Below are 25,497 nucleotides of genomic sequence, written 5' to 3'. Positions count from 1 at the left end.
ATTTCTAAAAAAACAAGGGCGAAGTCATGATGATTTCGCCCTTTTTGTATATATTCGATTTTTTTTATTGAATAAATGTTAGTTTTTTTACGATCTGCTTTTCACCTGCATCGATTACACAAAAGTAGATACCACTGTGAATGGATTGATTGTTTTCATCCCTGCCATCCCACACAACACTTTGCGTTCCCAAGCTGGGGTTTGGGAATGAGGAAAGGGTTTTGATTAGCTGCCCTTTCATATTGTAAATCTTCACTTGAGCTAATTCGCGCAAATCCGAATTCAAATTAAATGATATCATTGTTAAAGTCTTGAATGGATTGGGATATGCTTCAATGGTAACATTTCCCACCGAAGGATCATCGATAGCATAGCACCAGATTCGTTGAGCAAATTCAGGATGATCGATGAACGGGTTGCGATTGTGCTGCCAGTTTGTATAAATTTTCTCATTCCTCAGCATTTCAAATGAATCGACCGGGTCATCTAGATGCCACTGAATCAGCGTGCTCTCCTTTGCATGATAAGGCTGTCCGTCCGGCGATGATGGGATATAATCCACCATTTCAAGATCAGGTTCACCATTCTCGCCTTCATAGCGAACTGCCATGTACATGATCATTCGTGCAATATCTCCCTTTGCATCATCTCTTGGCTCGAATGAATCACTGTCTGTATTTCCGGCAAAGTCTCCATAATAGCCATACACGGGATCGCCACCGTAATCGAAATCTTTATTCCCGCGGATCGAATTCACTCCGACATCGGAGGGTCGTATATGATGTGCATCCGTTCCAGCTGGTGGTGTTGTTCCGAAATCCCCATGTGATTTTGCCCAGACATGCTCTCGGTTCCACTCATCGAGCAGTCCACCAAAAGTATCTTTATCCTGGGAGTGCCCTGTATATATCAGAATGACATTGTTAGAATTTTCCGGATCTTCGTCGGTATTAATGAGAATATAATCCCTGAGATCGGCATAGTAATATTCTGTATGACCTTTGATAATATTGTACAGGGCTGTTTTGAGCTCATCGCCATACAATCCTTCTGTGCCGTCATAATAATCTGCACAGAGAAAAGAAACACATGTAAGCAACATTGCAATACTAAAAACTACTTTTTTCATATCAAAAACCTCGCTCCGTGTTTGCTGCGAGGTTGAATTGTTGTAAAGTTTATTGAGATTATTGAATTTTTACCACTTTTTGAAAAAATTCTTCATTACTAATACTTGCTTTAAATAAATAGATTCCCTGGACTACTTCATTCCCATTCTCATCTTTTCCATCCCATGTTACTTCGACAGAGAGATGGGTGGAAGAGGTGAAGGGGAATTTTCTGATGAGTTGACCTTTAATATTATAAATCTTTATCTCTGTCTGCTGCGGCGTATCGGAGAGAAGCCGGGTGGTTTTATTGAATTTCAGCGTGGTTGAACTCAAAAAAGGATTTGGCGCAGCAGTAAGCAGTGCAGTACTCGCATCATATTCCGGCTCGACAGAAACAGGTATATAGCCGAGTGTTCCATCCGTATTGATGTTCTGGGCATAGATATCTCTTCCGCTTCGTTCGTCCTCCCAGCCAGCTATCCATTGTGAACCGGTCAAGGTACTTACTACCGGGTGTACTTTTGATGAGTTAACAGAGCACATTGTTACGCTGTTACCTGGCCAGAGGAAATCTCCATTTGAATCGAGAGCCATTGCTTTTACGTGATCATCGACCAATCCCTCTGTATAGTATACTGATACAAAAGTATCCGTATGCCCGATACCAAAAGGATAGATGTCTGTAAGGGTAAGAGGAAGGATCATCCTTCCAGAATCTTCCCAGAGCCTTGTGCCGGTCATATTAAATTTTTGCCCGTATATACCACGATTATTCTGATCAGCATCCATCTCGTTCCAATATACATAGAGCATTTGCGTATTCTCAAGATAGGCAAGGAACGGGTAGTAATGCTCGTTTCCAGTGTTCGTAGAAGCAGGAACACCAAAATTCAAAAAGAGACACGTGCCACTGGAATTCACATGCTGCACATAGACATCTGCATTCATATTAGAATCTCTGTCGTCATGCCAACCGATAAAGAAACCGAAATTGCTGTCTGGAATGATCGCCAGGTCCTGTGTCCATGCCGAGATACTCCCTGCGGTTGAGATCGCACAAGGCGGTGCCCATAATGCATTACCGTTCGCATCATACTTTTGAGCATATATGTAGCGTGTAGGCGCCCATGGAACCCCTGAATCTTCAAAATATTTCACGATTACCATATCGTTTTCAACAGCGATCGGCTGTGGCCATGTATAGCTGTTTGTCCCGGAAATTTCAATGCCGGTCGCTCCCCAAAGAAGCGTTCCTTCCGGGCTGATTTTTTGCAGTCTTGCCACATCGTCAGAACTCCATACAACCACTGCATTATTGCTGCTCGTAACCGCTACTTTGGGAGCTGCGTCAAAGGCGGTTGAGTTCGAAAGCTGCAACCCGTTTGCACCCCATACAAATGTCCCTTCTGGAGAAATTCTATATGCATACACATTGTTATTGCCATCTCGAATATCCTGGAATGTCAGGATTGCTGAGTTGTCATGATCCACAGTCATATCCCAATCTGTGAGCCATGTCATGGCTGTGTTATCGCTAACGAGTATTCCGTTCGAAGCCCATAATGCGTTACCTGCGGCATCATAACGCTGCAAACGGACATTATAATTACCTTCTTCGTTGGCAAAGTACCCCACATAGATATCGCCCAAAGGTCCTGCTACCACTTTTGGAATGGCATCTTCACCGGGCAAGGTACACACACCTGTATTAACTGATGGATTTGATGACCATTCTGCATGTAAAGAGAGAGAAAACACAATACAACATAAGACTGTAAAAAATAAACTTTTTTTCATTCATGCTCCTTGATATTAATAATATAAAATTTTTCCAATGCTTTGCTGTCTTATCCTAAAAAGATACTCCGATGTCAAGAATTACATAGTGCAAAAAAAAGACGCATCGAAATGCGCCTTTTTATATTGAGTTATTAAGAAATTCTATTTCATTAAGATCATCTTCTTGGTGTAGGTGTCCTTACTCGTTGAAACAGTGTAGAAGTAAATACCATTCGCCACTGTTTTTCCATTTTCATCAAGACCATTCCATGTTGCAGATTGATCTTCCGGAGCAAGAGAACGTACGAGCTGACCATGAATATTGTAGATATCGATGGTGCCTGTTATATGATGAGGAAGCGAGAAGGAAATAGTGGTCGAACCGTTGAAAGGATTTGGAACATTCTGAATACTATATGAATTTCCTGGTGTAGGATCGACTGAGACGCTAATAATAATGTCTTCCACACCCCTTGGATTGATACGGTAATATTCATCGTAATAATTCCAGTCTACCACACCAATGATGTCATAAGGATCGCCGGAAGCAACTGCAGAATCAAGGAGAGCGCCTGTGACTCCATAATTATAGTCAACTGCATCACCGATCACGAAAGTTGTAGCTCCACTATCGTCAGATCCGACATATTCATCAGCATCTATTCCCTGAATAATAGCATTTTCTATTTTAACAAGCTGGCCTTCCCATATTTCTGCAGGATCAGTATTTGCAGGAATTGTCCAATTAATAGTAGATCCAACAATAATTGATGGCACCACCTCTTCTCCAGATTGAAGATCTAAGAGAACCGGATCTACTAATTCGGTCTTATTATTGTACTCATCACGTGTTGCATAAAATAGGATATCGTTTGTAACAGATACCAACTCCCAAAAATCAAAATCAAAAACAAGGACGCCGTTATAGGCACCGGTATCATCACTTACCCAGACATCACTGTACTCGTCGTTAGCAGTAACCGTTGCAGAGAAGGTTGCGATCCTATCATTTTGGATGTGTCCTTTGTCAGGATTATTTGTATTTGTCAAAGCAATTGCAGTGATTCCTGCATAGAAATCATAATCAGTATCACTGTTTGAATCGTAGATGTTATCAAGTGTAAGGTCACCGATCATTGGTTGTGATGCTCCTGAAAGGTGTACGATCTGAGGTTCATCTCCATCGATTTCAACGGTATCGAATGTAATGGTTGCTGATCCGGTCAGATAATACCAACCAGGTGTTGCGCTTGTCATATCGAGATCATACATAACATCTATTTCGTCTTCACTCAAAGCCCATGCTTTAATAACACTTGGATTTCCACCGCTCGGTGTAATGTCATCTCCGGAGCGTGGATTTATTCGATAGTAACCATCGTTGTTTCTCCAGTCTACAACACCGACGATATTAACAGGATTCCCGGATGATACTGCTGCATCGAGTGCAGTACCAGTAGATGCATATTGGTAATCAACCTTATCACCGATAATAAAACTGGTTACCCAACTGTCATCTGAACCGATATAAAGATCGGTTTCAACGATAGCGGCTACCTCTACATTTTCAACTTCAACAAGTTGTCCTTCCCATTGCTCTGCCGGATTTGTATTTGCTGGAATCGTCTGATCGATATCTGATCCATCAATAACAGTTGGGGAAATAGCAAAACCGCTGTATGAATTCAGAATTACTGGATTTACAAGTTCGGTTTGATTAAGATATTCATCTCGCTTTGCAACAAAGAGTACTTGATCGTCTACAGCCACATCATTGATAAAATTATAATCATAAACCATTGCACCATTGTATGCACCTTCGAAATCGCTGAGCCACACATCACTAAAATCATCATTCGCGGTAGCCGTTGCATCGAAGGTTGCGAGTTTGCCGTTCTCAATATGCCCATCACTTGGCCAGAGTGTATTTGTTAACGCAATGGGTGTTATACCTGCATAGAACTCATAATCGGTTGTATTCGCAGCATCGGTAATCGTATCAAGCGTAAGGTCGCCGATCATACTCTGGGAAGCATCGGTCAGATGGACAAGGGTTGGATCTGTTCCATCGATTGTTGCGCTTGTAAAGGTAATCGTAGTAGTACCAGTAAGCTGATAATCAGCTGCTGAAACAGAAGTCATGGCTCCAACGTATTCTACATCCATATCTTCGGTGCCGACTGCATAGGCTTTTGTAATAGAATTGCCACTTGGCCAGCTTTCGAAATCACCATTCGTAACTGTAAGAGGTGTTCCTGTAGGACACTCAAACGTAACATCATCTACATAACAGGTCTCAGGAGCGGAAAATCCTGATGTGTCATAAAATCTCAATCTGAGATTTACACCTGTAACACCAGAGGGCACTTCATCACTCTGTGTGTACTGAGCCCATCCACCCGTGTCGGGACCAATATAGGTTCCCGGATATGTTGATGAAGCTCCAACCCAATCCAATGCACAGGTAATTCTTACATGCTCGCTGGTATAAGCCCAGAATGAAACTGTGTAGGTGTTTCCTGCTGTGACTGCAATTTCAACATCATTACTGAAATCACAGTTAGCTTGTGTGCCGGAATTCACGACAACTTTGCAACTATAGGTTCCTCCATGAACCTCTATCTCTTCTTTATATGTGTCAATATCGGTATCACCGGTCCAATCATCAGGTAATGCCTGCGCAAAACACATGCCTGACAGTAAAAGAAGACTAAATAAAATAGCTAATTTTTTCATGCTACCTCCATATCGTTTCTTTGCTTTCATTATTTCTTTCATACGTTGATTATGTTAAAGTATGATAAAAACCTGTCAATATTTGTACATCCCAATTTTTACAAGTAAATCCCTTGGGAATGTAACCTTTTACGCAACTCATAATATGTATTTATGAAGATCAATTCATGATGAACATGACCTTCCAGCATGCGTTTGTTCTCCTCAAAAAGAAGTATAATATTCTGGATAACTCTTTCTGACACCTGGAACATATCAAAGAACTCATTGAGTTTATCCTCATGATCGATGTTCGAGATCGCATCAGAACCGTGCGTAAAGCTGCACACATCCTCAAACCATATTGCAAGAAAATCGAGAATGTCCCTGAGCAGTTCTTCATTCCTATTGTTTGCAAAATTCTGAGAAATTCGATGAACCGTTGCGAGATTGTCATGGATCAGGGCATCGATAATATCGAGTGACATTTTTCTGGCTTCTATGAAATCGGTTCTTGAAAGCCGGATCGCCTTTGCCATGCTTCCGTTTGCTATCCGTGCGCTTATGCGAGCCAATGTCGGGTCGATATAATAGTGCTGGATAAGATGCTCTTCGATTATTTTTGCGGGAATTGCATTGAAACGAACCTTCTGGCAGCGTGATATAATCGTTGGAAGAAGGCGTGAATAATTGGTCGTTGTGAGTATTATCGCAGCATAGGCAGGAGGTTCTTCGAGGGTTTTTAAAAAAGCATTCGCTGCCTGGACTGTCATCTCTTCTGCCTGTACAATAATGACAACACGGTAATTACCTTCATTTGGTTTGAACCGTAACTTGCGCTCGATCATCCTGATCTTATCGACATGGATGGCTGTTGCTTTACCAAATTGCATGCGTTCGTAAGGAGTCAGTTTAAGCTGCTCGACATATGCCTGTATCTGCTCCTGTTCATCCTGTTTCTTGAACTCGCCTTCGTCCGTTATTTCGAACTTTGGTGTGGGAAATATCAAGTCTACGTCGGGATGAGAATAGGAATCGATCTTATGGCATGAAGGACAGGTCTCATCTGCTCCTTTGTCCGGATGCTGGCAGTTTATGATCTTTGCAAACTCCAGAGCGGTCGCGAGCTTGCCAACGCCTTCAGGTCCAAAAAAGAGATAGCTTTGTGCTGCTTTCCCTTCATTAATGAGTTGTGTTAAGATCTGGTGTGCCTGCTTCTGCCCTTTGATCAGCGCGAACATTTTCTTTTATTCCTCTTCCACATTGATCTCACCAGCTTTTTGCAGGGCGATCTTTGTGAGGATCGGACCGATGATCTCAAAGAAAATACAGGTCGCCGTTACGGTCGTGATCACGATCGTCCCAATATGATCACCCACAGTCAGTGTTTTTCCTGCAGCTTCGATAGTCTTGCCCAATCCGCTAAAATCCTTCTTTACGATAAGTGATAATCCAATCGCAACACCAGCTTGTGACAGGATACCCAGCCCGATATAATTTCTTATATTCCGTGACACTTTCCCGAACATTGCACCGAGACGTGAACCCCCGATCAATCCTGCTGAACGTGCAAGAATGTACACAATGCCCAGCAGTCCTAATGACGGCAAAGCGGCAATTTGGAGATTTGTTCCAGCAAGAGTAAAAAACAGAATGAACAAAAGCGGGATCACACTGGTAAGTTCCTTATGCATAATCTCGATCAGGTTATGCCGCTGTGTATTGATGATCAGGATACCTGCTGTCATATTTGTGAGTATCAGCGAGAGATGAAAGGCATGAGAAAGCCCGACCATGAGAAGTACGACGCCAAAAATATGTATGAAATAATCACTCGAACTCTTGAGTTTCCTTACCAGAATACAGAAAAGAGCTCCCACAAGCAAACCGATAAGGATACTTAAAAATATCTCCTTTAAGGGTGTGAGGATAAGTGCAAAAAAACCTCCTGACGAAACACCTGTTTGGCTCAGAAGAATGTGCTTTGCAATAGCAGAAGCAAATCCGAAAATGATGATCCCAAGTCCATCATCAAATCCCACTACAGCATATAGAGCTTTTGTAAGGGGACCTTTTGCCCGGTATTCTCTGATGACCGCAACCGTTCCTGCAGGTGCACTGGCAGGAGCAATGGAACCAAAGATGAGTGCGAGTGGAAGGTTTTTTGTAACGAGCCATACAACGAAAAATACGAGAATGAAAGCGCCGAATGATTCTGCGAAAATAATTGATATGATACCTGAGCCCTGTTTCTTTAGATCGCTGAGACTGAGCTCAAGACCAATGGTCAATGCAACAAAACCAAGCGCAATATCCGTAATAAATGAGAGCGCATCCTGTATCGAGGGAGTTAATATTCCGAAAACTGAAGGTCCGATCAGGACACCGAAGAACATGTAGCCGATTATCAGCGGAAGCCGTATGCTTTTTGTGATCTTTCCGAAATAGAAACTAATTAATGCAACGAGCCCGAGCAGTGCAAGAATGGGCAGTGTGTGTGTCTGGAAGAAATGCTGAATTGATGAAAAAAAGTTCATGTTACATCATCTCTATTTATTTAAGCTACCGGAGAAGTAGTTGACATCGTTCGTTACGACCAAAATGCCATCTCTGCTCTTCTGGCTGCTCATTATTGTCTTGACCTGGCGAAGTACTTCGTTCGAGAGTTTTTTGGGAACAACCGCCATAATGATCTTGTGAAATCCCTTGTCACTCTCATTCCAAAAACTTGCAAAAAGCGGCAGGGCATGAAGATAATAACCGGGATTGTTCGCATCCACGATTGAAACATGTGCGTCAGATATTTCAGAGAATATCTGAAGTAAGTCCTCAAACGAATCTTCGAGCTGAACAAAAACATGAAAAAGTGTCTTTTCAACACCGGGTTTTTGAACTGATTCTTCTTTAATTTCTGTAAGTCGTGAGAATATCGTGTATAGCTTTTCCGAATCTGTTTGTGAAACGATCTCATCGAATGCTTCCTGAGACTGCAGAATTTGTGATATGCGCGCAAGATAACTGATATGATCATTCCGTTTCGCTTTAGGTGCAAAGATGAAAATGAAGAGTGTTACTTTTTTCTTGTCGATCGCCTGAAAATTCACACCTGAAGGTACGACGAGTATACCTATAACAAAATCTTTGAGTTCTTCCAACGTACAATGCGGAAGTGCAATGCCCTTGCCGATGCCCGTGGAGAGTAACGCTTCCCGTTCGGCGAGTCTTTGATACAACTCTTCTGGCTTATATCCTTCGAGCCCTTTGCAATGGACAGCCATATCTGCGATCTTGTGCAGGACAGCTTCTTTGTCCTTCAAAGAATCATCTATTGCAATCGAGTTTTTACAGAGTATTTTTTGTAGATCCATGATTACCTCACATGCTTATCTCTTATCCGGTATATGTTTCTGGATAAATATACTTGAAAATTCTTCGGAGAGAATATCCATGATTATTATGTTGAATTTCTTCGAACCGATCACTTTTGCCTCACGAAAAACACCTGATCTTTTAAATCCAACCTGTTCATACATCTTAATGGCACCTGGATTATAATCGAAAACCTGCAGATATATCTCGTGAAGATTCAAAACATTGAAACCAAAATCCAGGATCAGGCATGTTGCTTCTTTGCCGTATCCCTTATTCCAATAGGATTTATCACCGATGAAAATGCCGAACTCCGCTCTACCGTCTATATAATTGACATTATGCAGTCCGCAATTTCCGATCAGCGTATCGGTTTTCTTATCGATAATGCCAAAAACATATTCATTCCTGGCAATCATATTCTGAAGGAATTCTTCCTCTTTCGGAAGACTGAGCTGCATGGTAAAGCAGCCAAGACCGATACCAACCTCGATGTCACTCAACCACTCGGCATACTGTGCAGCATCCTCTTTTGAGATCGGGGATAAATAGCATCTTTCCCCGACCATCTTTTTGAAATATTTCATATCCTACTCCTATTTCATCGCCTTCTGGATCTTCTGCCAGTCATCTTTAAGGGTGACCGTTCTGTTGAAGATCATTTTTCCGGGTGTTGAATCTTTATCGCAGCAGAAATAACCCTTGCGTTCAAACTGCATTCTGTCACCAGGCTTGATCTCTGACAATGCCGGTTCAAGTTTGCAATCTGTGAGTTTTTCAAAAGAGTGAGGATTTATATTCGGTGTGAAATCTTTGCCTTCTGGAGCATCGTTGGGATTTTCGTTCACAAAAAGCTTTTCATAAAGACGAACCTCTGCGTCGATCGCATGCTTTGCAGAAACCCAGTGCAGCGTTGCTTTCACCTTTCGCCCGTCAGGAGCATTGCCGCCTTTTGTTTTCGGGTCATACGAACAGTGAAGCTCTATTACGTTGCCGTTATCATCTTTTACCACACTATTACATTTCAAGAAATAGGCATATCGAAGACGAACCTCTCTTCCCGGGGCAAGACGGTAAAATTTCTTTGGTGGATCTTCCATGAAATCATCCCGCTCGATATAGAGTTCTTTTGAAAATGGAACTTTTCTCGTTCCGGCTGATTCATCCTCGGGATTGTTTACCGCTTCCAGTTCCTCAACTTGATCTTCGGGATAATTATCGATAATGATCTTGAGCGGTTTGAGCACTGCCATATAGCGGTTTGCAGTTTTATTGAGTTCCTCGCGGATGCAATGTTCGAGAAGGGCATAATCAACGAGATTATCGCTCTTTGCCATGCCGATTCTATCGAGAAAATCCCAGATGGATTCCGCTGTGTAGCCGCGTCTTCGCAGCCCGGAGATCGTTGGCATTCGTGGGTCATCCCAACCATTAACATATCCTTCTTCCACAAGAACTATGAGCTTTCTTTTGCTTAGAATAGTATAGGAAAGATTAAGTCTGGCAAATTCAATTTGTCTTGAAGGGAATATCTCTAGTTCATTAATGAACCAATTGTATAAAGGTCTATGGTTTTCGAAACCTATATCACACAGTGAATATGTAATTCTCTCTATTGAATCCGATTCACCATGGGTAAAATCATAGGTTGGATAGATGCACCAAGTATCTCCAGTTCTATGGTGTTCTCTATGTAAAATTCGATACATCACCGGATCTCGCATGTTCATGTTGGGATGTGCCATATCGATCTTGGCACGAAGGATTTTTTCTCCTTCTGGAAATTCACCGTTTTTCATGCGTTCAAAAAGGTCGAGATTTTCTTCAATCGAACGGTCGCGGAAGGGGCTGTTCTTTCCCGGTTCTGTTAGTGTTCCGCGGTATTCGCGAATCTCGTCAGCGTTCAGGTCGTCCACGTATGCCTTGCCTTTTTCGATGAGCTTGATTGCATAATCATAGAGGATCGGGAAATAATCTGAGGCATAGAAAAGACGGTCTTCCCAATTCGTGCCCAGCCATTTCATGTCTTCGAGGATCGCTTCCACGTACTTTGTCTCCTCTTTTATTGGATTCGTGTCATCAAAACGCAGGTTGAATTTGCCATTGTACTGTACAGCGAGACCATAGTTCAGGCATATTGCTTTTGCGTGTCCGATGTGTAAAAAACCATTTGGTTCCGGTGGGAAACGAGTGTGCACTTCGCCATTGTGTTTCTTGTTTCGTATATCTTCTTCGATGATCTGACGGATGAAATCCTTCGATCCGGACTCTTCGTCTTTTGTCAGTAGTGCTAATATCTTTTTATCGTCCATGATGCTCCTGCGAATTATGCATTCAATACGCTTTTAAGGCGTGCAATTGCTTCTTTTGTTCCAAGAATGTCAATTAATGAAGGAATATCCGGTCCGTGAACTTCTCCAAAAAGGGCAAGCCGGAGCGGAAAATACAGGTCTTTACCCTTTACTCCAACTGTTTGAGTTGTTTCTTTAACGAGTTCTTTTATCTCGTTCTCAGCCCAGTTTTCTTTTGTGCTAAGCTGTTCGATCCAGAAAGAATAGAGCTTTCGTGCCTTTTCATGTGAAATGATCTGTTTATCCTCGTCTGAAAATACGAGATCGCGATAGAACATATCAGAGTGAGCTATCATTTCTGGGATCGTTGCAACGCGCTTACGTGCATTATCAACAACACGGACGTATTTTTCGTGATCTGAAATATCGATTCCTGCTTTCTCAAAAAATGGTTTTGCTTTTTCTGCAATATATTCAAGATCAAGACTGCGCAAATACGAGCCATTCATCCAGTTGAGTTTTTCCAAATCGAAAACCGCACCGGATTTACTGATACGCTTGAGTGAAAATGCTTTGATCAGTTCTTCCATTGTATAGAATTCTCTGTCTTCCGATGCATGCCATCCGAGAAGTGCAATAAAATTTATAAGAGCTTCCGGCAAATATCCCTTTGCGAGATAATCCTCCACTGCCACATCGCCCTGACGTTTGCTGAGTTTTGTCTTGTCGGGATTGAGCAGCAAGGGCAGATGCACGAATTTTGGCACTTTCCACCCGAGTGCTTCATACATAAAAATATGCTTCGGCACGCTGATGAGCCATTCTTCGCCGCGTATCACATGACTGATCTTCATCAGGTGGTCGTCCACCACGTTGGCGAGATGATATGTCGGAAAGCCGTCCGATTTTATGATCACCTGATCGTCTACTTGTGCATTATCCACTTCTACGCGCTCTCGAACAGCATCATAAAATACAGTTGAGCCCTCTTTGGGAATTTTCAGCCGTATCACATGAGGTATGTTCTGTGTGAGTTTTTCCTGAACTTCTTCCTGTGATAAGTTTCTACATGCCCCGTCATACACGACCGCAGTGCTGTTTTCTTTTGCATCATCGCGCAGTTTTTCCAGCCGTTCTTCTGAGCAGAAGCAATAGTATGCAGCTCCTTTGTCGATCAGTTCCTGTGCATATTTTCGGTAAAGCTCTGTGCGCTCGGATTGAATATATGGTCCGTAATCTCCGCCGACAACCGGTCCTTCATCATAATTCAAGCCAACTGCCTTGATCGTATTCAGGAGGTCTTTCTGTGCACCCGGAATATATCTCTTTCGGTCAGTGTCTTCGATCCTGAGGACAAAAGAACCGTCATTTTTTTTTGCAAACAGGTAGTTGAACAGTGCGGTGCGAAGTCCACCCACATGGAGATAACCGGTTGGGCTTGGTGCAAAACGCACACGAATATCCGAATTTTTGGGTGATGACATATCATGTTCCTTGTGAGATTTTTTTATACATACTTTTTTCGGGTTTTCTTTGTCAAGAATGAGGATGATAGTACAATCTAAAATTAAATTTGACAAATTATTAATGGAAAATTAAATGGCTCTCAACAAAGGCGGTGTTTATGAAAAAATTAATTATTTTGATTTTTTTACTTTTCTCATATGCACTCATACTGTATTCAAATCCGATTTTACCTGCTGTTTTCAGCGAACTTTACTTTGATGATAACGATAACTGGTATCTTGAATTATATGATTTTTATGGATTTTCACCCGGCAATCTTGATGGCTGCTATCTTACCAGTGCATCAAGCACAGCTTATTTCAATAATGGGATAGCCTTCGGTTGCTATGATACACTAGTGGTAACAAATGCGGATATGCAAACGGATTTTACAATTAACAGAAATGGTACTGATCTGTACATTTATGGCTTCTTTTATGATGAAATGTATTGGGGAGATTATGCATACTCTACCGTAAACGCTCCTTATTCCGGTCAATCATTAGCTCGTGTTGTACCATATGATGATTATTTCTTACTGGCAAAAGAGAACCAGCCATCTCTTGGAAATAATCCATTTAACGTACAAACTTATGGTGGAATTCAGGGAAATGTATCAGATGTTTCTGGTTATCCTGTCCCGAATGTACAGGTTGATATAATCTCACCAATATCAATATCGATATATACAGATGAAATTGGGTATTTTTTTATTGATGGTCTTTATGGTATGAATTATACATTATCTGCATATAAGTCGGGATATCCATCAGTTCAGATGGACGTCACGGTCGAGCCGGATTCAATATCAAATGTCTCATTCGTGTTTGTTCCTCAATCTGTCGATCCAAATCCTCAAGAAAACACGGTTTCGATCTCCAATCATCCCAATCCATTCTACAATGAAACAGAATTTCAATATTCATTACCTCATAACTCATTCGGTTCTGTCGCGATCTTCAACAGCAAAGGTCAGAAGATAAAAGAAATTCCTGTTTCTCCAACTGAGAATTCGGTCTCGTGGTCGGGCTTGGATGAGAAAAATAAATACGTCCCGAGTGGTGTATACTTCTATAATCTGGAATGTGGTGATAAAATCCTGGCTTCTGGAAAGATGTTGTATCTGAGATAGAAATATTCGAGTGAAAATAGAAAAAATACTTGTTACTATTATTATACTTCTTCTCATCTCTTCTGCATTATGGGCACAACTGGAATTCTATAAAGAGGATCTCTCATTTGAGCTAGATAAAAACTATTTTACCGTTGAGGGTGATTACTATTTCAGGAATGTCGGCAATCATAATATAAAGGCAACACTCTTCTACCCTATCCCGCGGGACAGCATTCTTGGTGTTTATGATTCTGCATTTGTAAAAGGTCAGCCTCAGCAGACCGAATCTCCGATCACTATTATAAAAGAGAACGGTTTCTTTTTCAATGTTGAGGTTGGAAAGAAAGATACTGCTTGTTACAGGATATCCTATCGTCAGAAACTTCTCGGCAACAAGGCAACATATATCTTTACGACAACGAACACTTGGGGAAAACCACTCGAAGAGGCGGCATTCCGGCTAACCTTTCCTAATAAACAACTTAGAATCGACTCCCTTTCGATGATACCTGACAGGTTAAAGAAAAATGAGGATTCATATACCATATACTGGTCGGAAAAGAAATTCATGCCCGTGCAGAATCTTGTCATTCTCTTTCATGAAGAGGAAGAAAAGGACATTCCAAAAATCGAAACCAAAGAGAAAAATTCACTCTTGTATATTCGGATCACCCCTCTCCTGATACCTGGTCTTGCTGCAGGATATGTGATAAGACATAACAACGCTGGGTATGCTCTAATCGATTTTATATTTGCAGCAAACTTTCATTACTCATCTGGGTATCATGAATCCTATGGTTTTTCTTTCATTACAGAATATTTCAATGGCTGCCAGATGAAAGGTATTTTCTATCGATTAAATCTTGGCTTGGAATATGGAGATTTTTTTGATTTATTTGAAGAAGGTGGACCACAAGAAAAGAAGTTTTTACCGAATATTACAGGTGGTATAGGGTATGCATTTATAGATAAAAGCGGTTCTTCTGTACGATTATCTCTTGAGGTCGGATGGACATCCTTTCTTGGAAGGATCAACATCGAATATTTATTTTAGAAAAATATAGTTGAAAAGTAAAGATATATCCGGTCAGCAATTCAAATCATCAACTAATCTAAAATCACTGATTATAGTTATCTGTCTGTTATTACCTCTGGGTTTCTCAATGAGATTTCAAGTCGTAGGAGAAGGGGATAATTACAATCATAGAGTATTTCATGATTTGAAATCTAGCTGTAGGAAATACTTATCATGAATTCAAAACATATTAAAAAATATGTTAACGAATTGCAGTAATCTTGAAAAAATATAAATTTTCTGATGTCGTTGCCGACCAGTGAATCTGTTGACCTACCTGTGAAAATGACCCGCTTGATGTAATGTCGGCATAAATTCCTGTTGGAGTATCAGAGCCATAAATTTTATATCCGGTTGCACCTAGAACAGCTTCGAAATAGATATCAACACCTGAACTTTGATCGACTGAAATCGAAACATCTTCAGGAGGGATTAATGGCGTAACTGTATCAATATCATGAAAAACCATTGCTGCACCATTGTCGATACCATTATCATCATTTCCTATCCAACCTACAGCGACCCTGTTTCCCGAAACAGAAACTGATTTACCAAACCAATCATAATCACTTGGATCAGTCACAGATAATTCAGCAAGAATATTCCAATTATCTCTGTCTAACTCATACACAAAAACCGTGCCACCTTCAAGTTCATTATTATTGGAATGATAGATAGACGCTACAGCTGCATAATTATTACTTAGGTTTAAAGAGCTGCCAAAATAATCTCCAGCTTGTAGTGAAGCAGGTACTAATTTTTGCTGAAAATTCCAGAAACTACCATTAGTATGAAAGATATATGCACTGCCCGAATTAGGACCATTATCATCATCATTGATTGAGCTGATAAGAGCATAATCTCCATCAATTGAAACAGTTTTGCCAAAGTTATCATTAGCGGCTATATCTGGAGAAAATAGTTTTGTTTCTGATTTAGTAACTGTATTGAAAATATATGCTGCTCCACCGGAAGTACCATAGTCATCAACACCGTGAGCTCCAACTATTATATTTGAATTATCAATATCAGCTGATGTTCCAAAATAATCATAGATCTGACTATCAGTAGGAATAAGTTTTGACGGGGTTTGCCAGGTAGATCCGATCAGTTCTGTTATATAAACAGCTCCAGATTGAGAACCATGATCAGAACATCCAGGAGCACCTATTACTGCCATATCATTATCCCATGATACACAATATCCAAAATGATTATGAGCTATTCCATCGGGAGCTATAATTTTTTGCTGATACCATGTACTTCCATTGTATTTGAAATAATATACTGCTCCAGCATTAAGTGCATTAGTATCTTCATGCCATGCACCTATAAGAAAGTCCTGCCCGACAATAGCTACAGAATTGCCAAACTGGTCACCTTCTTCTGTATCAGAAGCAATTATTTTACTGATTTCACTCCACGCGCTTCCGGTCCAATGAAAAAAATATGCAGCTCCAGCTTCATTTCCCATATCATTATCAAGAGGAACACCCACGATAAGCCAGTCACCATCCATAGCAATTGCTGAACCAAAATACCGATATGCAAATCCATCACTTGCAAATACTTTTGTCGTATACGTAAAATCATCAGTATTATTTTCATAGGTGAACACAGATCCTGAATTATTACCATTATCATCATCTCCAGGACATCCAACAACAACGATCGAACCGCTTATGGCAACCTGCTTCCCAAAGAAATCTTCTGCAGTTAGAACATCCGCAGTCAAAATACTAATTTGACTCCACTCAATGCCATCTCTTTCAAAAACATAAGCACTTCCACAATCTAGATCATCTCCATTATCATGTTCAGCAGACCCTACAATTGCATAATCTCCATCCAAAGAAACGGAGTTTCCAAAATAATCTCCACCAGCGCCATCAGATGGGAGAAGTTTATCCTGTTCCAGCCAGCTAGTACTACTCCTTTTAAAAATATATGCACTGCCCGAATTAGGACCATTATCATCATCATTAATTGAGCTGATAAGAGCATAGTCTCCATCAATATCTACTGCATATCCAAGATTATCGTTATTTTCTGTATCGCCTGCTACAACTTTATCTCTTTCCAGCCAGTTGTCTGCTTGATGTTGATAAAAATATACAGCTCCCGAAGAATTTCCGGCTTGATCATTTCCCGTTGAGCCAACAGCTAACCAGTCATCTGAGATGGTTACTGACCAGCCGAAATAATCATATTGTGCGTTATCGGACGGGCATAATTTTTCAGATTGAGTCCACGTATTTCCAGATCTGTTGAAGGTATAGATCACTCCCGATTGATTACCGTTTTCTCCTCTCTGAGGTGCACCAACAACAGCAACAGTACCATCGAGATCAACACTTTCTCCGAAATGATTATGGGCTTCTCCATCACTTGCCATCAATTTTTGCTCTATCCAGTCCGCACCATTGTAATAATATGCATAAACAGCACCTGCATTAGCCGCCCTGGTATCCTCATACATAGCTCCTACCAAAGCCATATCCGGGGAAATAGCTACAGAGTAACCAAATTGATCTTCCTCATCTGCATCGCTGGCAACTATTTTACACTCATCTGACCAAGAACTTCCATTCCAATGGTATATATATGCACAACCTTCATCGGTGTTTGTATCATCTGCAAGAGGAGCTCCAACTATAAGCCAATCACCACATATATCTATTACTGAAGCGTAATCTATACTATTTTGATAATCTGTAGCTGTAATCTTATATGATGCAATCTCTTTTGCGCTCTCCATGCGCTGATCTGCAATCAGAACATTAAATGAAAACAAAAATAGTATTAACATTATCTTGAAAACAGGCATTATAACTCCTTAAAATTTAATAATACTTCTCAATTAAAAATAAATAATGTCGTCAAGATTAGAAATAAATTATAGATTCAATACGTTTGAATTTACAAAATTATTGGATTTTCATATATTTTTTATCCGTAAAAATACGCAATAAGTTACTTGATAACAACATATGACACATTCGCATGAAATTCTTTATCAAAATATCTAAACTTGACACAATATTAAAATATACGCATAAGATAGATAATTTTTTGAAACGTTCTAGGAGGTATAGAATGAAAAAAAGATTTTTGCTCCTTGTCCTTCTAGTTGTTTTTATAAGTCATTCGCTTTTTGCTTTGGTTATTCATGTGCCGACGAATTACACGACAATTCAGGCTGCAATAAACTCAGCAGCGATTGGAGACACAGTTCTCGTCGACACCGGCATTTATAACGAGAATATCGATTTCATTGGAAAGAATATTGTCGTTGCGTCACACTTTATTACAACCCAGGACACATCTGCAATATTACAGACAATCGTGCACGGTACGGGTGATGGGTCTGTTGTAACATTTACAAGTAGTGAGACACCTGCAGCTTTGTTATGCGGTTTTACTATTCGAAATGGCAGTACAAATAATTATGGCGGGGGAGTCAATATTAACAGCGCCAGCCCAACATTGAGCTACTGTATCATCGAGGATAACAACGCGCTGTATGGCGGTGGTATCTGTTGTAATAATTCAAGTTCTCAGATATCCTATGTTCAGCTGTATGACAATTTAGCAATTGGCGGTGGTGCGGTATCGCTTATAGATGCAAATCCCACTTTTACAAGGGCTATGATCTGCAATAACGGCGCTGAACTGGGTGGCGGTTTTCATTGCGATAACTCAAGTCCGGAAATAGTAAATTCAACTTTCTGTGGAAATTCGGCTTTTGACGAAGGTGGTGCATTATATGGCTATGGCTCAAGTCCTGACTTCCAAAACTCAATATTTTGCTATAACGAGGGCAACTATGCAGTTTATCTCTGGTCAGGATCTCCAACCGTTTCGTATTCATCTTTCTGGAATAATGAACTTGGTCCTGTACATGGATTTAATGACTCAGTATGTGTAAATGTCACAACCAACGTAAATGGAGATTCATGCGATGTTTATGGCAATATTCAGCGTAATGCTAAACTGTTGCATGTCAGCGATAATATATATTGTCTCTCGGGATTCTCACCGTGTATTGATGCTGGCGATCCTGCTTCTCCAGATGATCCCGACGGCACGATATGCGATATGGGTCAAATCTATTTTGACCGTTCCTATATAGAAATCGATTCCTTTGCAGTAAACAAGGTGGATAACAACATCCGACTTACCTGGGGCTCTCTATGGGAAACTGATGTCATTGGTTTTAATATTTATCGCAGCGAAACTGATGATTATTCACTTGCAGAGAAAATCAATGCTGCCATCATTCCTGGCTCTGGTACCACAACTGTGCCTCAAAGTTATCTCTATAATGACATGACCGGAATTATCAACATTGATTATTATTACTGGCTTGAGGTTTTGAATTTCGCTGATATGCTCAATGTTTTTGGTTCGATTTTCTATACTATGCCCGTTAGCGTTGATGATCCAGAAATACCATCAGATCTGTATTATTCTCTCTCATGCTCTCCGAATCCATTCTCTGGTTCAATTCATATTCAATTTACTTATTCTCAAAATCATCCTAATAATGAACTGCAAAATGAATCTGTAAAGATAGATATCTATAATACAAAAGGTCAGCTTGTTCGGACCCTTCCCATTCAATCTGCTACTGGGTCATCATTCTCCGCAACCTGGGATTCCAGGAATGAATCAGATCAGCTTGTTGGATCAGGAGTTTATTACTGCTTTGTAAGAACTGACGAAAAGCAGCTCGTTAAAAAGCTTTTACTGATTCGTTAAACAATTTCTCGCACTTCTCCTGCAGTTCGAATTTTTTATTCGAAGATACTAGCATTATATCAAATTTACGATATGCGTTACTCAAACTTGACACAAAAATATATGAGACGGTTTCTAATTACATAACATTGATAAAGGCATATATTATAAAATTATGAAAAAAAGATGCTTGGTTGTTACAGGCGGCGGTGACTGTCCCGGGCTCAATGCAGTGATCCGAGCAATCGTCAAGCGTGCTTCCCAGGAAGATGAATGGGAGATCGTTGGAAGTATCGATGGATTCAACGGTGTTCTAAAAGATCCCCGTGAATTACGTGTGCTTTCATGTAGAACAGTTGCAGGTATCCATGTCCGTGGCGGCACAATTCTCGGCACGACCAATAAAGGCGGTCCTTTTGCCTGGCCTGTTCAGGATGAAAATGGCAAATGGACCGAGATCGATCGATCAAAAGAGATGCTGGACATCCTGAAAGAAGAGAACATCAATGCAGTTATAAATATCGGCGGAGATGGTTCTCAGACAATCTCGCAAAAATTGTTTAAGATGGGATTGAACATAGTTGGTGTCCCCAAAACCATCGATAATGACCTATCTGCAACAGATTTTGCATTCGGCTTCCAGACAGCAGTCGAGGTTGCTACCGATGCAGTGGACAAGCTGGTAACAACAGCAGAAAGCCATCACAGGATCATCATCCTTGAAGTGATGGGGCGTGCAGCCGGATGGATCGCACTCTATGCATCAATCGCAGGTGGTGCTGAAGTATGCCTTATCCCGGAAATTCCTTACGATCTTCAAAAAGTAAAAGAAATGGTGGAGATGCGAACCGAGGACAGGCGCGGGTTTGCAAATATTGTTATTGCAGAAGGTGCATACCCAAAACATGGAACCGTTGTCGGGCAAAAAGTTGATGAAATCGGATATCATAATTTCAAACTCGGTGGTTCAAGCATCAGGCTCAAGAAAGAGCTTGAAGATGCTGGAACCCAAGCCGATATCCGTGTCACTATTCTTGGACATTTACAGCGTGGCGGCATTCCCTGTGCCTTTGACAGGATACTCGCAACCCAGTTCGGCGTGAAAGCTTTTGAAATGGTTCTTAAGAAAAAATTTGGCGAAATGGTTGCCTATAAAAATAATGATATAAAAAGTGTTCCAATCAAAGATGCCATCAATACCTATAACCTTGTGAATGTGCATTCTAATCTTGTGCATACTGCACGGGGAGTGGGTATCAGTTTTGGCGACTAAAAAAGTTTAACGGAGAAGCTGCATGGGCGAGAAAAAAGACAGAATTGCAATCCTAACATCCGGGGGTATCGCACCCTGCCTGTCTGCATCAACCGGATGCCTTATCACTGAATATACAAAACTCGTTCCGGAAATGGAGATCATCGGATATCTGAACGGTTATAAAGGTCTGCTCACAGACAGTAGTATTATCATTTCCGATGAAGTAAGGAAAAAAGCAAAATGTCTTCAAAAATACGGCGGCAGCGTACTTGGAAACAGCCGTGTTAAGCTTACAAATGTGGCAGACTGTATGAAAAAGGGCTACATTCAGGAAGGACAGAATCCACTCCAGGTAGCCGCAGAACAACTCGTTAAAGACAACGTTTCGATCCTTCATACAATTGGTGGAGACGATACAAATATCATGGCATCAGAGCTGGCATCCTACCTGAAAATGAATGGCTACGACCTGACGGTTGTTGGACTTCCTAAAACAGTGGATAACGATGTGATCCCGATCTATCAAACCCTCGGGGCTGCAACTGCTGCAGAACAGGGAGCAATCTTCTTTGAGAACGTTGCGAACGAGAATACAACCAGTTCTCGCCAGCTTATTATACACGAAGTCATGGGACGTCACTGCGGATGGCTTACTGCAGCTACTGCTCGTGAATATCGAAAACGTCTTAAGAAAAAAAGATTCCTGCCGGACATCCTTCTTGCTCGTGAACGCTGGGATATCGATGCGATCTATATCCCAGAAATGGGTATTGATATCGACGAGGAGGAAGAACGTCTGAACAAGCTTATGGACAGCAAAGATTCTGTTAATGTTTTCCTCAGCGAAGGTGCAGGAATGGAAACCATTGTTTCTGAGATGGAGGCCAAAGGCGAACAGGTAGCGCGAGACGCTTTCGGGCATGTGCGACTTGATGAACTGAATCCCGGGCAGTGGTTTGCAAAACGTTTCAAAACCATGCTGAAGGCAGATAAGGTTCTAGTTCAGAAAAGCGGCTATTTTGCACGTTCCGCCCCTCCGAACAAAGAGGACCTTGACCTCATTCAGCGCACCTGTGTGGAAGCTGCACGCTGCGGATTGAATGGTCAGAGCGGCGTTGTGGCTCTGGATGAAGATCATAATAACGAACTCAGATGTATCGGATTTCAGCGAATCAATCGGGGAAAACCATTCGATATTCATCAAAAATGGTTCGAAGATATGCTGATAGATATTGGTCAGATCAGGTAAATTATGAACATAAAATTCAAAGACATTAATACAGGAATCGTTCAAGCTCGTGCAGTGATCGAGATCGCTGACGGCATCCTCCTCAATGAGATCACAATCCTGAGAAAAGGCAACGATCTAATCGTTGAGCTTCCCCAGAAGTCCTTCCGCGGTAAGGATGGCAAGATGTATTTTATGAATGTCATTACTTTTGCCAATGAGGATAAGGAGAATCTTTTCAAGCTCGAAATAAAATCCGAATACGAGAAATGGCGGGGACAGAATCCTAAGGTTCTCGTATATGAAAATAAATGATGTTAGCATGAACATGAAAAGAGTATCGCATCTTAAATTTCAAATTACAAATTTCAAATTTCTAGTAAAATTTCGAAACATAAATGACAAATAAAAAATTCGATTTAGAGGAAAGAACAGCAAAATTTGGTGAAAATATTATTAAATTCGCAAAAAAGATTCCTCAAAATCCAATAACGCTTCCTCTTATAACACAAGTTGTGAAAGCTGCAACAAGCGTTGGTGCAAATTATTCTGAAGCTGATTGTGCAGAATCTAAAAAAGATTTCGAACATAAGCTTGGAATCTGTAAAAAAGAATCCAAAGAATCAAAACATTGGTTAAGAATGATCTCAAAAGCAATTCCAATACTCAAAGATGATGCTAAGATTCTATGGAAAGAAGCGAATGAATTAAACCTGATATTCTCATCAATCATCATCAAATCTAAGGAAAAAGGATAATTAGGGATTTAGTTTTTGACATTTTATTTGTCATTAGTAATTAGAGTTTAGAAATTTATATTTTATGAAAGGTTTTAGAATGAAAAGAGTTTTAATGATTATGATGTTCTTACTCATTACAGGCAGCATCTTTGCATATGAAAGTCCAGATGAGTTTGAGAGCATGTATTTTAAATTTGAGATAACGAATCGGGCTGAACTTGAGCAGATCACACGCATCGTTTCGATTGATAATGTTATCGATCTCACAGTTTATGCTTATGCAACTCCTACTCAACTTGCCAAACTGAGCAATCTCGGGTATAAGGTGGAATTTCTTCCTATCTCCGGATCTACAAAAGATCTCACCATGGCAACAACTATAGCAGAAATGGCTAATTGGGATCGCTATCCAACATATAGTGTGTATTGTGATATGATGGCTCAATTTGTAAGTAATTATCCAAACATTTGCAGATTGGAGAATCTCGGTTCTTCAATTGAGGGTCGTGATATCCTTGCGGTAAAGATCTCTGACAATCCAGATATTGAGGAAGATGAGCCAGAATTCTTTTATACTGCCCAGATGCACGGGAATGAGATCGTTACTTATATTATGATGCTCAGGTTGATCGATTATCTTCTTTCAAATTATGGCATCAATCTTGAAGTAACCAAAATGGTCAACGAGATCGAAATATGGATCAATCCGCTGGCAAATCCTGATGGTACATATGATGGTGGAAACAATACAGTAAGCGGTGCTGATAGAGAAAATGCAAATGGTGTTGATCTCAATAGAAATTTCCCAGATCCTGAAGATGGACCGCATCCTGATGGAAATGCCTGGCAGCCAGAAACAATAGTCATGATGGACTTTGCTGATGCGCATAGCTTTATCCACTCTGCCAACTTCCATAGTGGAGCAGAGGTAGTTAACTATCCCTGGGATACCTGGGCAACTCTTCATGCAGATAATGACTGGTATTACGATATTTCCCGCGCATATGCAGACACCGTACACCTTTACTCTCCAGCTTCCTACATGAACTTCCTGGATAATGGCGTAACAAATGGATATCAGTGGTATACAACCAATGGTAACAGGCAGGACTATATGAACTGGTTCCATTATTGCAGGGAAGTAACAATAGAATTATCCGATGCAAAACTTCTCTCATCAAATCTTCTTCCGGCACATTGGACATATAATAACCGTTCACTTATAAATTATATAAAGAACGTATACTACGGCATTCGTGGTCTTGTAACAGACTCACTTGGCAATCCACTCGACGCAAAGATCACAGTCGTTGATCATGATTTCGACCACTCAGAAGTATATACAGATCCTGATGTGGGTGATTATCATCGCATGATCCTGCCCGGCACCTATGATATAACAGTTAGCGCTTATGCGTTCATTCCACAAACAATAACAGGTATAACTGTTGTCGATACTGGTGCTGTACGTGTTGATGTGATACTCCAGGAAGCTGAAAGCGTAGATATTACAGGCACAGTACGCGATGGAGACACACACCAGCTTATCGTCGGCGCAAAGGTCGAGATCATCGATTCTGTTCATGCTCCGGTTTTTACCGGATTTGATGGAACATATGCCATTGATAATGTCATGGAAGGAACATACACATTTAAAGTATCAGCAGATGGATACAGCACTCTCACTGAGGACATAACGGTTACGGAAGATAATAATGTTATCAATTTCGAACTCTACCAGCCCTATCTGTTCTGGGATTTCGAGCAGAATGACGGAGATTTTACCAGCAGTTATATCAACGGCTGGCAGTGGGGTGAGCCTTCAGCAGGAGACATCTCTGCATATTCCGGTATAAAAGTATGGGGAACAGTTCTTGGTGGCTACTATGTCGATAATGCCCACTGGTATCTTTATTCACCCGAGATATTGCTTGGAAACAACCCCATGCTCGAATTTTATCATCTGCATAATTTTGAAAGTAGTTCTACAATGTGGGATGGGGGGAATGTCAGCATCTCAACAAATGGTGGAACATCTTATGGTCTGTTGACTCCAGTGGGAGGTTATGATGGCAACATTAGTGCATTAAGTCAGCAGGGTTATGGCGGAACCAGAATGGAATGGACACTTGCTCAATTCAGCTTGGGACCTTATGCAAATCAGGAAATCATCCTGCGCTGGCATTTTGCATCTGATTATTCAGAGCATGACTATTATGGCTGGTACGTCGATGATGTTGCGATCATCGAGCTTGTCGGAACAGATGATCCTACCCCGGGTAATACCTTTACTCTCAAGCAGAATTTTCCTAATCCATTCCATGGTTCGACAACGATCTCTTTCTCAATTCCCAAAAACGCTGAGAATGCAAAGCTATTGATCTTTAATCTTAAAGGACAGCTTGTGTCCGAAGTACCCATCGATGAAATGATATCATCATACACATGGGATGGAAAAGACATGGCGCAAAAGTCCGTAAGCAGTGGTGTATACTTCTATCAAATACAGTCGGGAAAGCATTCATCAGAAATTAAAAAATTAATTTATTTACAATAATAGATTCGGAGGCGTA

At 40.8% G+C, this 25,497-nt stretch carries 18 protein-coding genes; 8 read left to right on the top strand and 10 right to left on the bottom strand.

Annotation, left to right across the window (positions count from 1 at the left end; all coding sequences use genetic code 11):
• Positions 1–64: 64 nt before the first annotated feature.
• The 9 genes from JW794_09005 to JW794_08965 all read right to left on the bottom strand — a co-directional run bounded on the left by JW794_09005 (position 65) and on the right by JW794_08965 (position 12,750).
• Positions 65–1,129, bottom strand: a complete 1,065-nt coding sequence (locus tag JW794_09005) for an endonuclease (protein ID MBN2018248.1) — start codon at positions 1,127–1,129, stop codon at positions 65–67.
• A 58-nt stretch (positions 1,130–1,187) separates the two neighbouring features.
• Positions 1,188–2,909, bottom strand: coding sequence for a T9SS type A sorting domain-containing protein (locus JW794_09000; GenBank protein ID MBN2018247.1), 1,722 nt, complete (start codon positions 2,907–2,909; stop codon positions 1,188–1,190).
• Positions 2,910–3,053: 144 nt separating this feature from the next.
• The gene (locus tag JW794_08995; GenBank protein ID MBN2018246.1) at positions 3,054–5,627 is read right to left on the bottom strand and encodes a T9SS type A sorting domain-containing protein; all 2,574 of its coding nucleotides are present in this window, start codon (positions 5,625–5,627) and stop codon (positions 3,054–3,056) included.
• A 98-nt stretch (positions 5,628–5,725) separates the two neighbouring features.
• Positions 5,726–6,847, bottom strand: coding sequence for a DNA polymerase III subunit (locus tag JW794_08990; protein MBN2018245.1), 1,122 nt, complete (start codon positions 6,845–6,847; stop codon positions 5,726–5,728).
• Positions 6,848–6,853: 6 nt separating this feature from the next.
• Positions 6,854–8,143, bottom strand: coding sequence for a cation:proton antiporter (locus JW794_08985; GenBank protein ID MBN2018244.1), 1,290 nt, complete (start codon positions 8,141–8,143; stop codon positions 6,854–6,856).
• A 12-nt stretch (positions 8,144–8,155) separates the two neighbouring features.
• On the bottom strand, positions 8,156–8,974 hold the full coding sequence (locus JW794_08980) for a PTS sugar transporter subunit IIA (GenBank protein MBN2018243.1): 819 nt from the start codon (positions 8,972–8,974) through the stop codon (positions 8,156–8,158).
• A 15-nt stretch (positions 8,975–8,989) separates the two neighbouring features.
• A complete protein-coding gene (locus JW794_08975; protein MBN2018242.1) occupies positions 8,990–9,562 on the bottom strand; it encodes a GNAT family N-acetyltransferase in 573 nt (190 codons plus the stop codon).
• 9 nt (positions 9,563–9,571) lie between these two features.
• A complete protein-coding gene (locus JW794_08970; protein ID MBN2018241.1) occupies positions 9,572–11,287 on the bottom strand; it encodes a glutamine--tRNA ligase/YqeY domain fusion protein in 1,716 nt (571 codons plus the stop codon).
• A 14-nt stretch (positions 11,288–11,301) separates the two neighbouring features.
• Complete coding sequence (locus JW794_08965) at positions 11,302–12,750, bottom strand: glutamate--tRNA ligase (protein ID MBN2018240.1); 1,449 nt, start codon at positions 12,748–12,750, stop codon at positions 11,302–11,304.
• Between the two features lie 140 nt (positions 12,751–12,890).
• Here JW794_08965 and JW794_08960 point away from each other — a divergent pair, with 140 nt between their 5' ends.
• Positions 12,891–13,904 carry a carboxypeptidase regulatory-like domain-containing protein gene (locus JW794_08960; protein ID MBN2018239.1) on the top strand — a complete coding sequence of 338 codons (1,014 nt, stop codon included), beginning with the start codon at positions 12,891–12,893 and terminating at the stop codon, positions 13,902–13,904.
• Between the two features lie 10 nt (positions 13,905–13,914).
• Positions 13,915–14,940: a hypothetical protein gene (locus tag JW794_08955; GenBank protein ID MBN2018238.1), complete on the top strand. Its 1,026-nt coding sequence runs from the start codon at positions 13,915–13,917 to the stop codon at positions 14,938–14,940.
• 223 nt (positions 14,941–15,163) lie between these two features.
• On the opposite strand, the gene JW794_08950 is transcribed toward JW794_08955, so the two are convergent.
• Positions 15,164–17,788, bottom strand: a complete 2,625-nt coding sequence (locus JW794_08950) for a hypothetical protein (GenBank protein MBN2018237.1) — start codon at positions 17,786–17,788, stop codon at positions 15,164–15,166.
• Positions 17,789–18,057: 269 nt separating this feature from the next.
• On the opposite strand from JW794_08950, the gene JW794_08945 reads away from it, so the two are divergent.
• The 6 genes from JW794_08945 to JW794_08920 all read left to right on the top strand — a co-directional run bounded on the left by JW794_08945 (position 18,058) and on the right by JW794_08920 (position 25,481).
• Positions 18,058–19,722 carry a T9SS type A sorting domain-containing protein gene (locus JW794_08945; protein ID MBN2018236.1) on the top strand — a complete coding sequence of 555 codons (1,665 nt, stop codon included), beginning with the start codon at positions 18,058–18,060 and terminating at the stop codon, positions 19,720–19,722.
• A 154-nt stretch (positions 19,723–19,876) separates the two neighbouring features.
• Positions 19,877–20,974: an ATP-dependent 6-phosphofructokinase gene (locus tag JW794_08940; protein MBN2018235.1), complete on the top strand. Its 1,098-nt coding sequence runs from the start codon at positions 19,877–19,879 to the stop codon at positions 20,972–20,974.
• 22 nt (positions 20,975–20,996) lie between these two features.
• Positions 20,997–22,205 (top strand): pyrophosphate--fructose-6-phosphate 1-phosphotransferase, encoded by a 1,209-nt coding sequence (locus JW794_08935; protein MBN2018234.1) that lies wholly within the window; start codon positions 20,997–20,999, stop codon positions 22,203–22,205.
• Positions 22,206–22,208: 3 nt separating this feature from the next.
• Positions 22,209–22,499: a hypothetical protein gene (locus JW794_08930; protein MBN2018233.1), complete on the top strand. Its 291-nt coding sequence runs from the start codon at positions 22,209–22,211 to the stop codon at positions 22,497–22,499.
• An 83-nt stretch (positions 22,500–22,582) separates the two neighbouring features.
• Positions 22,583–22,942 (top strand): four helix bundle protein, encoded by a 360-nt coding sequence (locus tag JW794_08925; GenBank protein MBN2018232.1) that lies wholly within the window; start codon positions 22,583–22,585, stop codon positions 22,940–22,942.
• 79 nt (positions 22,943–23,021) lie between these two features.
• Complete coding sequence (locus tag JW794_08920; protein MBN2018231.1) at positions 23,022–25,481, top strand: carboxypeptidase regulatory-like domain-containing protein; 2,460 nt, start codon at positions 23,022–23,024, stop codon at positions 25,479–25,481.
• Positions 25,482–25,497: the final 16 nt, after the last annotated feature.

Source organism: Candidatus Cloacimonadota bacterium (assembly GCA_016932035.1).
Taxonomy (GTDB): Bacteria; Cloacimonadota; Cloacimonadia; order JGIOTU-2; family JGIOTU-2; genus Celaenobacter.
This window is presented reverse-complemented; position numbering and strand designations above follow the sequence as displayed.

Coding starts and splice junctions, on each gene's coding strand:
- JW794_09005 (MBN2018248.1), bottom strand. CDS start 1,129: ATGAAAAAAGTAGTTTTTAGTATTGCAATGTTGCTTACATGTGTTTCT.
- JW794_09000 (MBN2018247.1), bottom strand. CDS start 2,909: ATGAAAAAAAGTTTATTTTTTACAGTCTTATGTTGTATTGTGTTTTCT.
- JW794_08995 (MBN2018246.1), bottom strand. CDS start 5,627: ATGAAAAAATTAGCTATTTTATTTAGTCTTCTTTTACTGTCAGGCATG.
- JW794_08990 (MBN2018245.1), bottom strand. CDS start 6,847: ATGTTCGCGCTGATCAAAGGGCAGAAGCAGGCACACCAGATCTTAACA.
- JW794_08985 (MBN2018244.1), bottom strand. CDS start 8,143: ATGAACTTTTTTTCATCAATTCAGCATTTCTTCCAGACACACACACTG.
- JW794_08980 (MBN2018243.1), bottom strand. CDS start 8,974: ATGGATCTACAAAAAATACTCTGTAAAAACTCGATTGCAATAGATGAT.
- JW794_08975 (MBN2018242.1), bottom strand. CDS start 9,562: ATGAAATATTTCAAAAAGATGGTCGGGGAAAGATGCTATTTATCCCCG.
- JW794_08970 (MBN2018241.1), bottom strand. CDS start 11,287: ATGGACGATAAAAAGATATTAGCACTACTGACAAAAGACGAAGAGTCC.
- JW794_08965 (MBN2018240.1), bottom strand. CDS start 12,750: ATGTCATCACCCAAAAATTCGGATATTCGTGTGCGTTTTGCACCAAGC.
- JW794_08960 (MBN2018239.1), top strand. CDS start 12,891: ATGAAAAAATTAATTATTTTGATTTTTTTACTTTTCTCATATGCACTC.
- JW794_08950 (MBN2018237.1), bottom strand. CDS start 17,788: ATGCCTGTTTTCAAGATAATGTTAATACTATTTTTGTTTTCATTTAAT.
- JW794_08945 (MBN2018236.1), top strand. CDS start 18,058: ATGAAAAAAAGATTTTTGCTCCTTGTCCTTCTAGTTGTTTTTATAAGT.
- JW794_08940 (MBN2018235.1), top strand. CDS start 19,877: ATGAAAAAAAGATGCTTGGTTGTTACAGGCGGCGGTGACTGTCCCGGG.
- JW794_08935 (MBN2018234.1), top strand. CDS start 20,997: ATGGGCGAGAAAAAAGACAGAATTGCAATCCTAACATCCGGGGGTATC.
- JW794_08930 (MBN2018233.1), top strand. CDS start 22,209: ATGAACATAAAATTCAAAGACATTAATACAGGAATCGTTCAAGCTCGT.
- JW794_08925 (MBN2018232.1), top strand. CDS start 22,583: ATGACAAATAAAAAATTCGATTTAGAGGAAAGAACAGCAAAATTTGGT.
- JW794_08920 (MBN2018231.1), top strand. CDS start 23,022: ATGAAAAGAGTTTTAATGATTATGATGTTCTTACTCATTACAGGCAGC.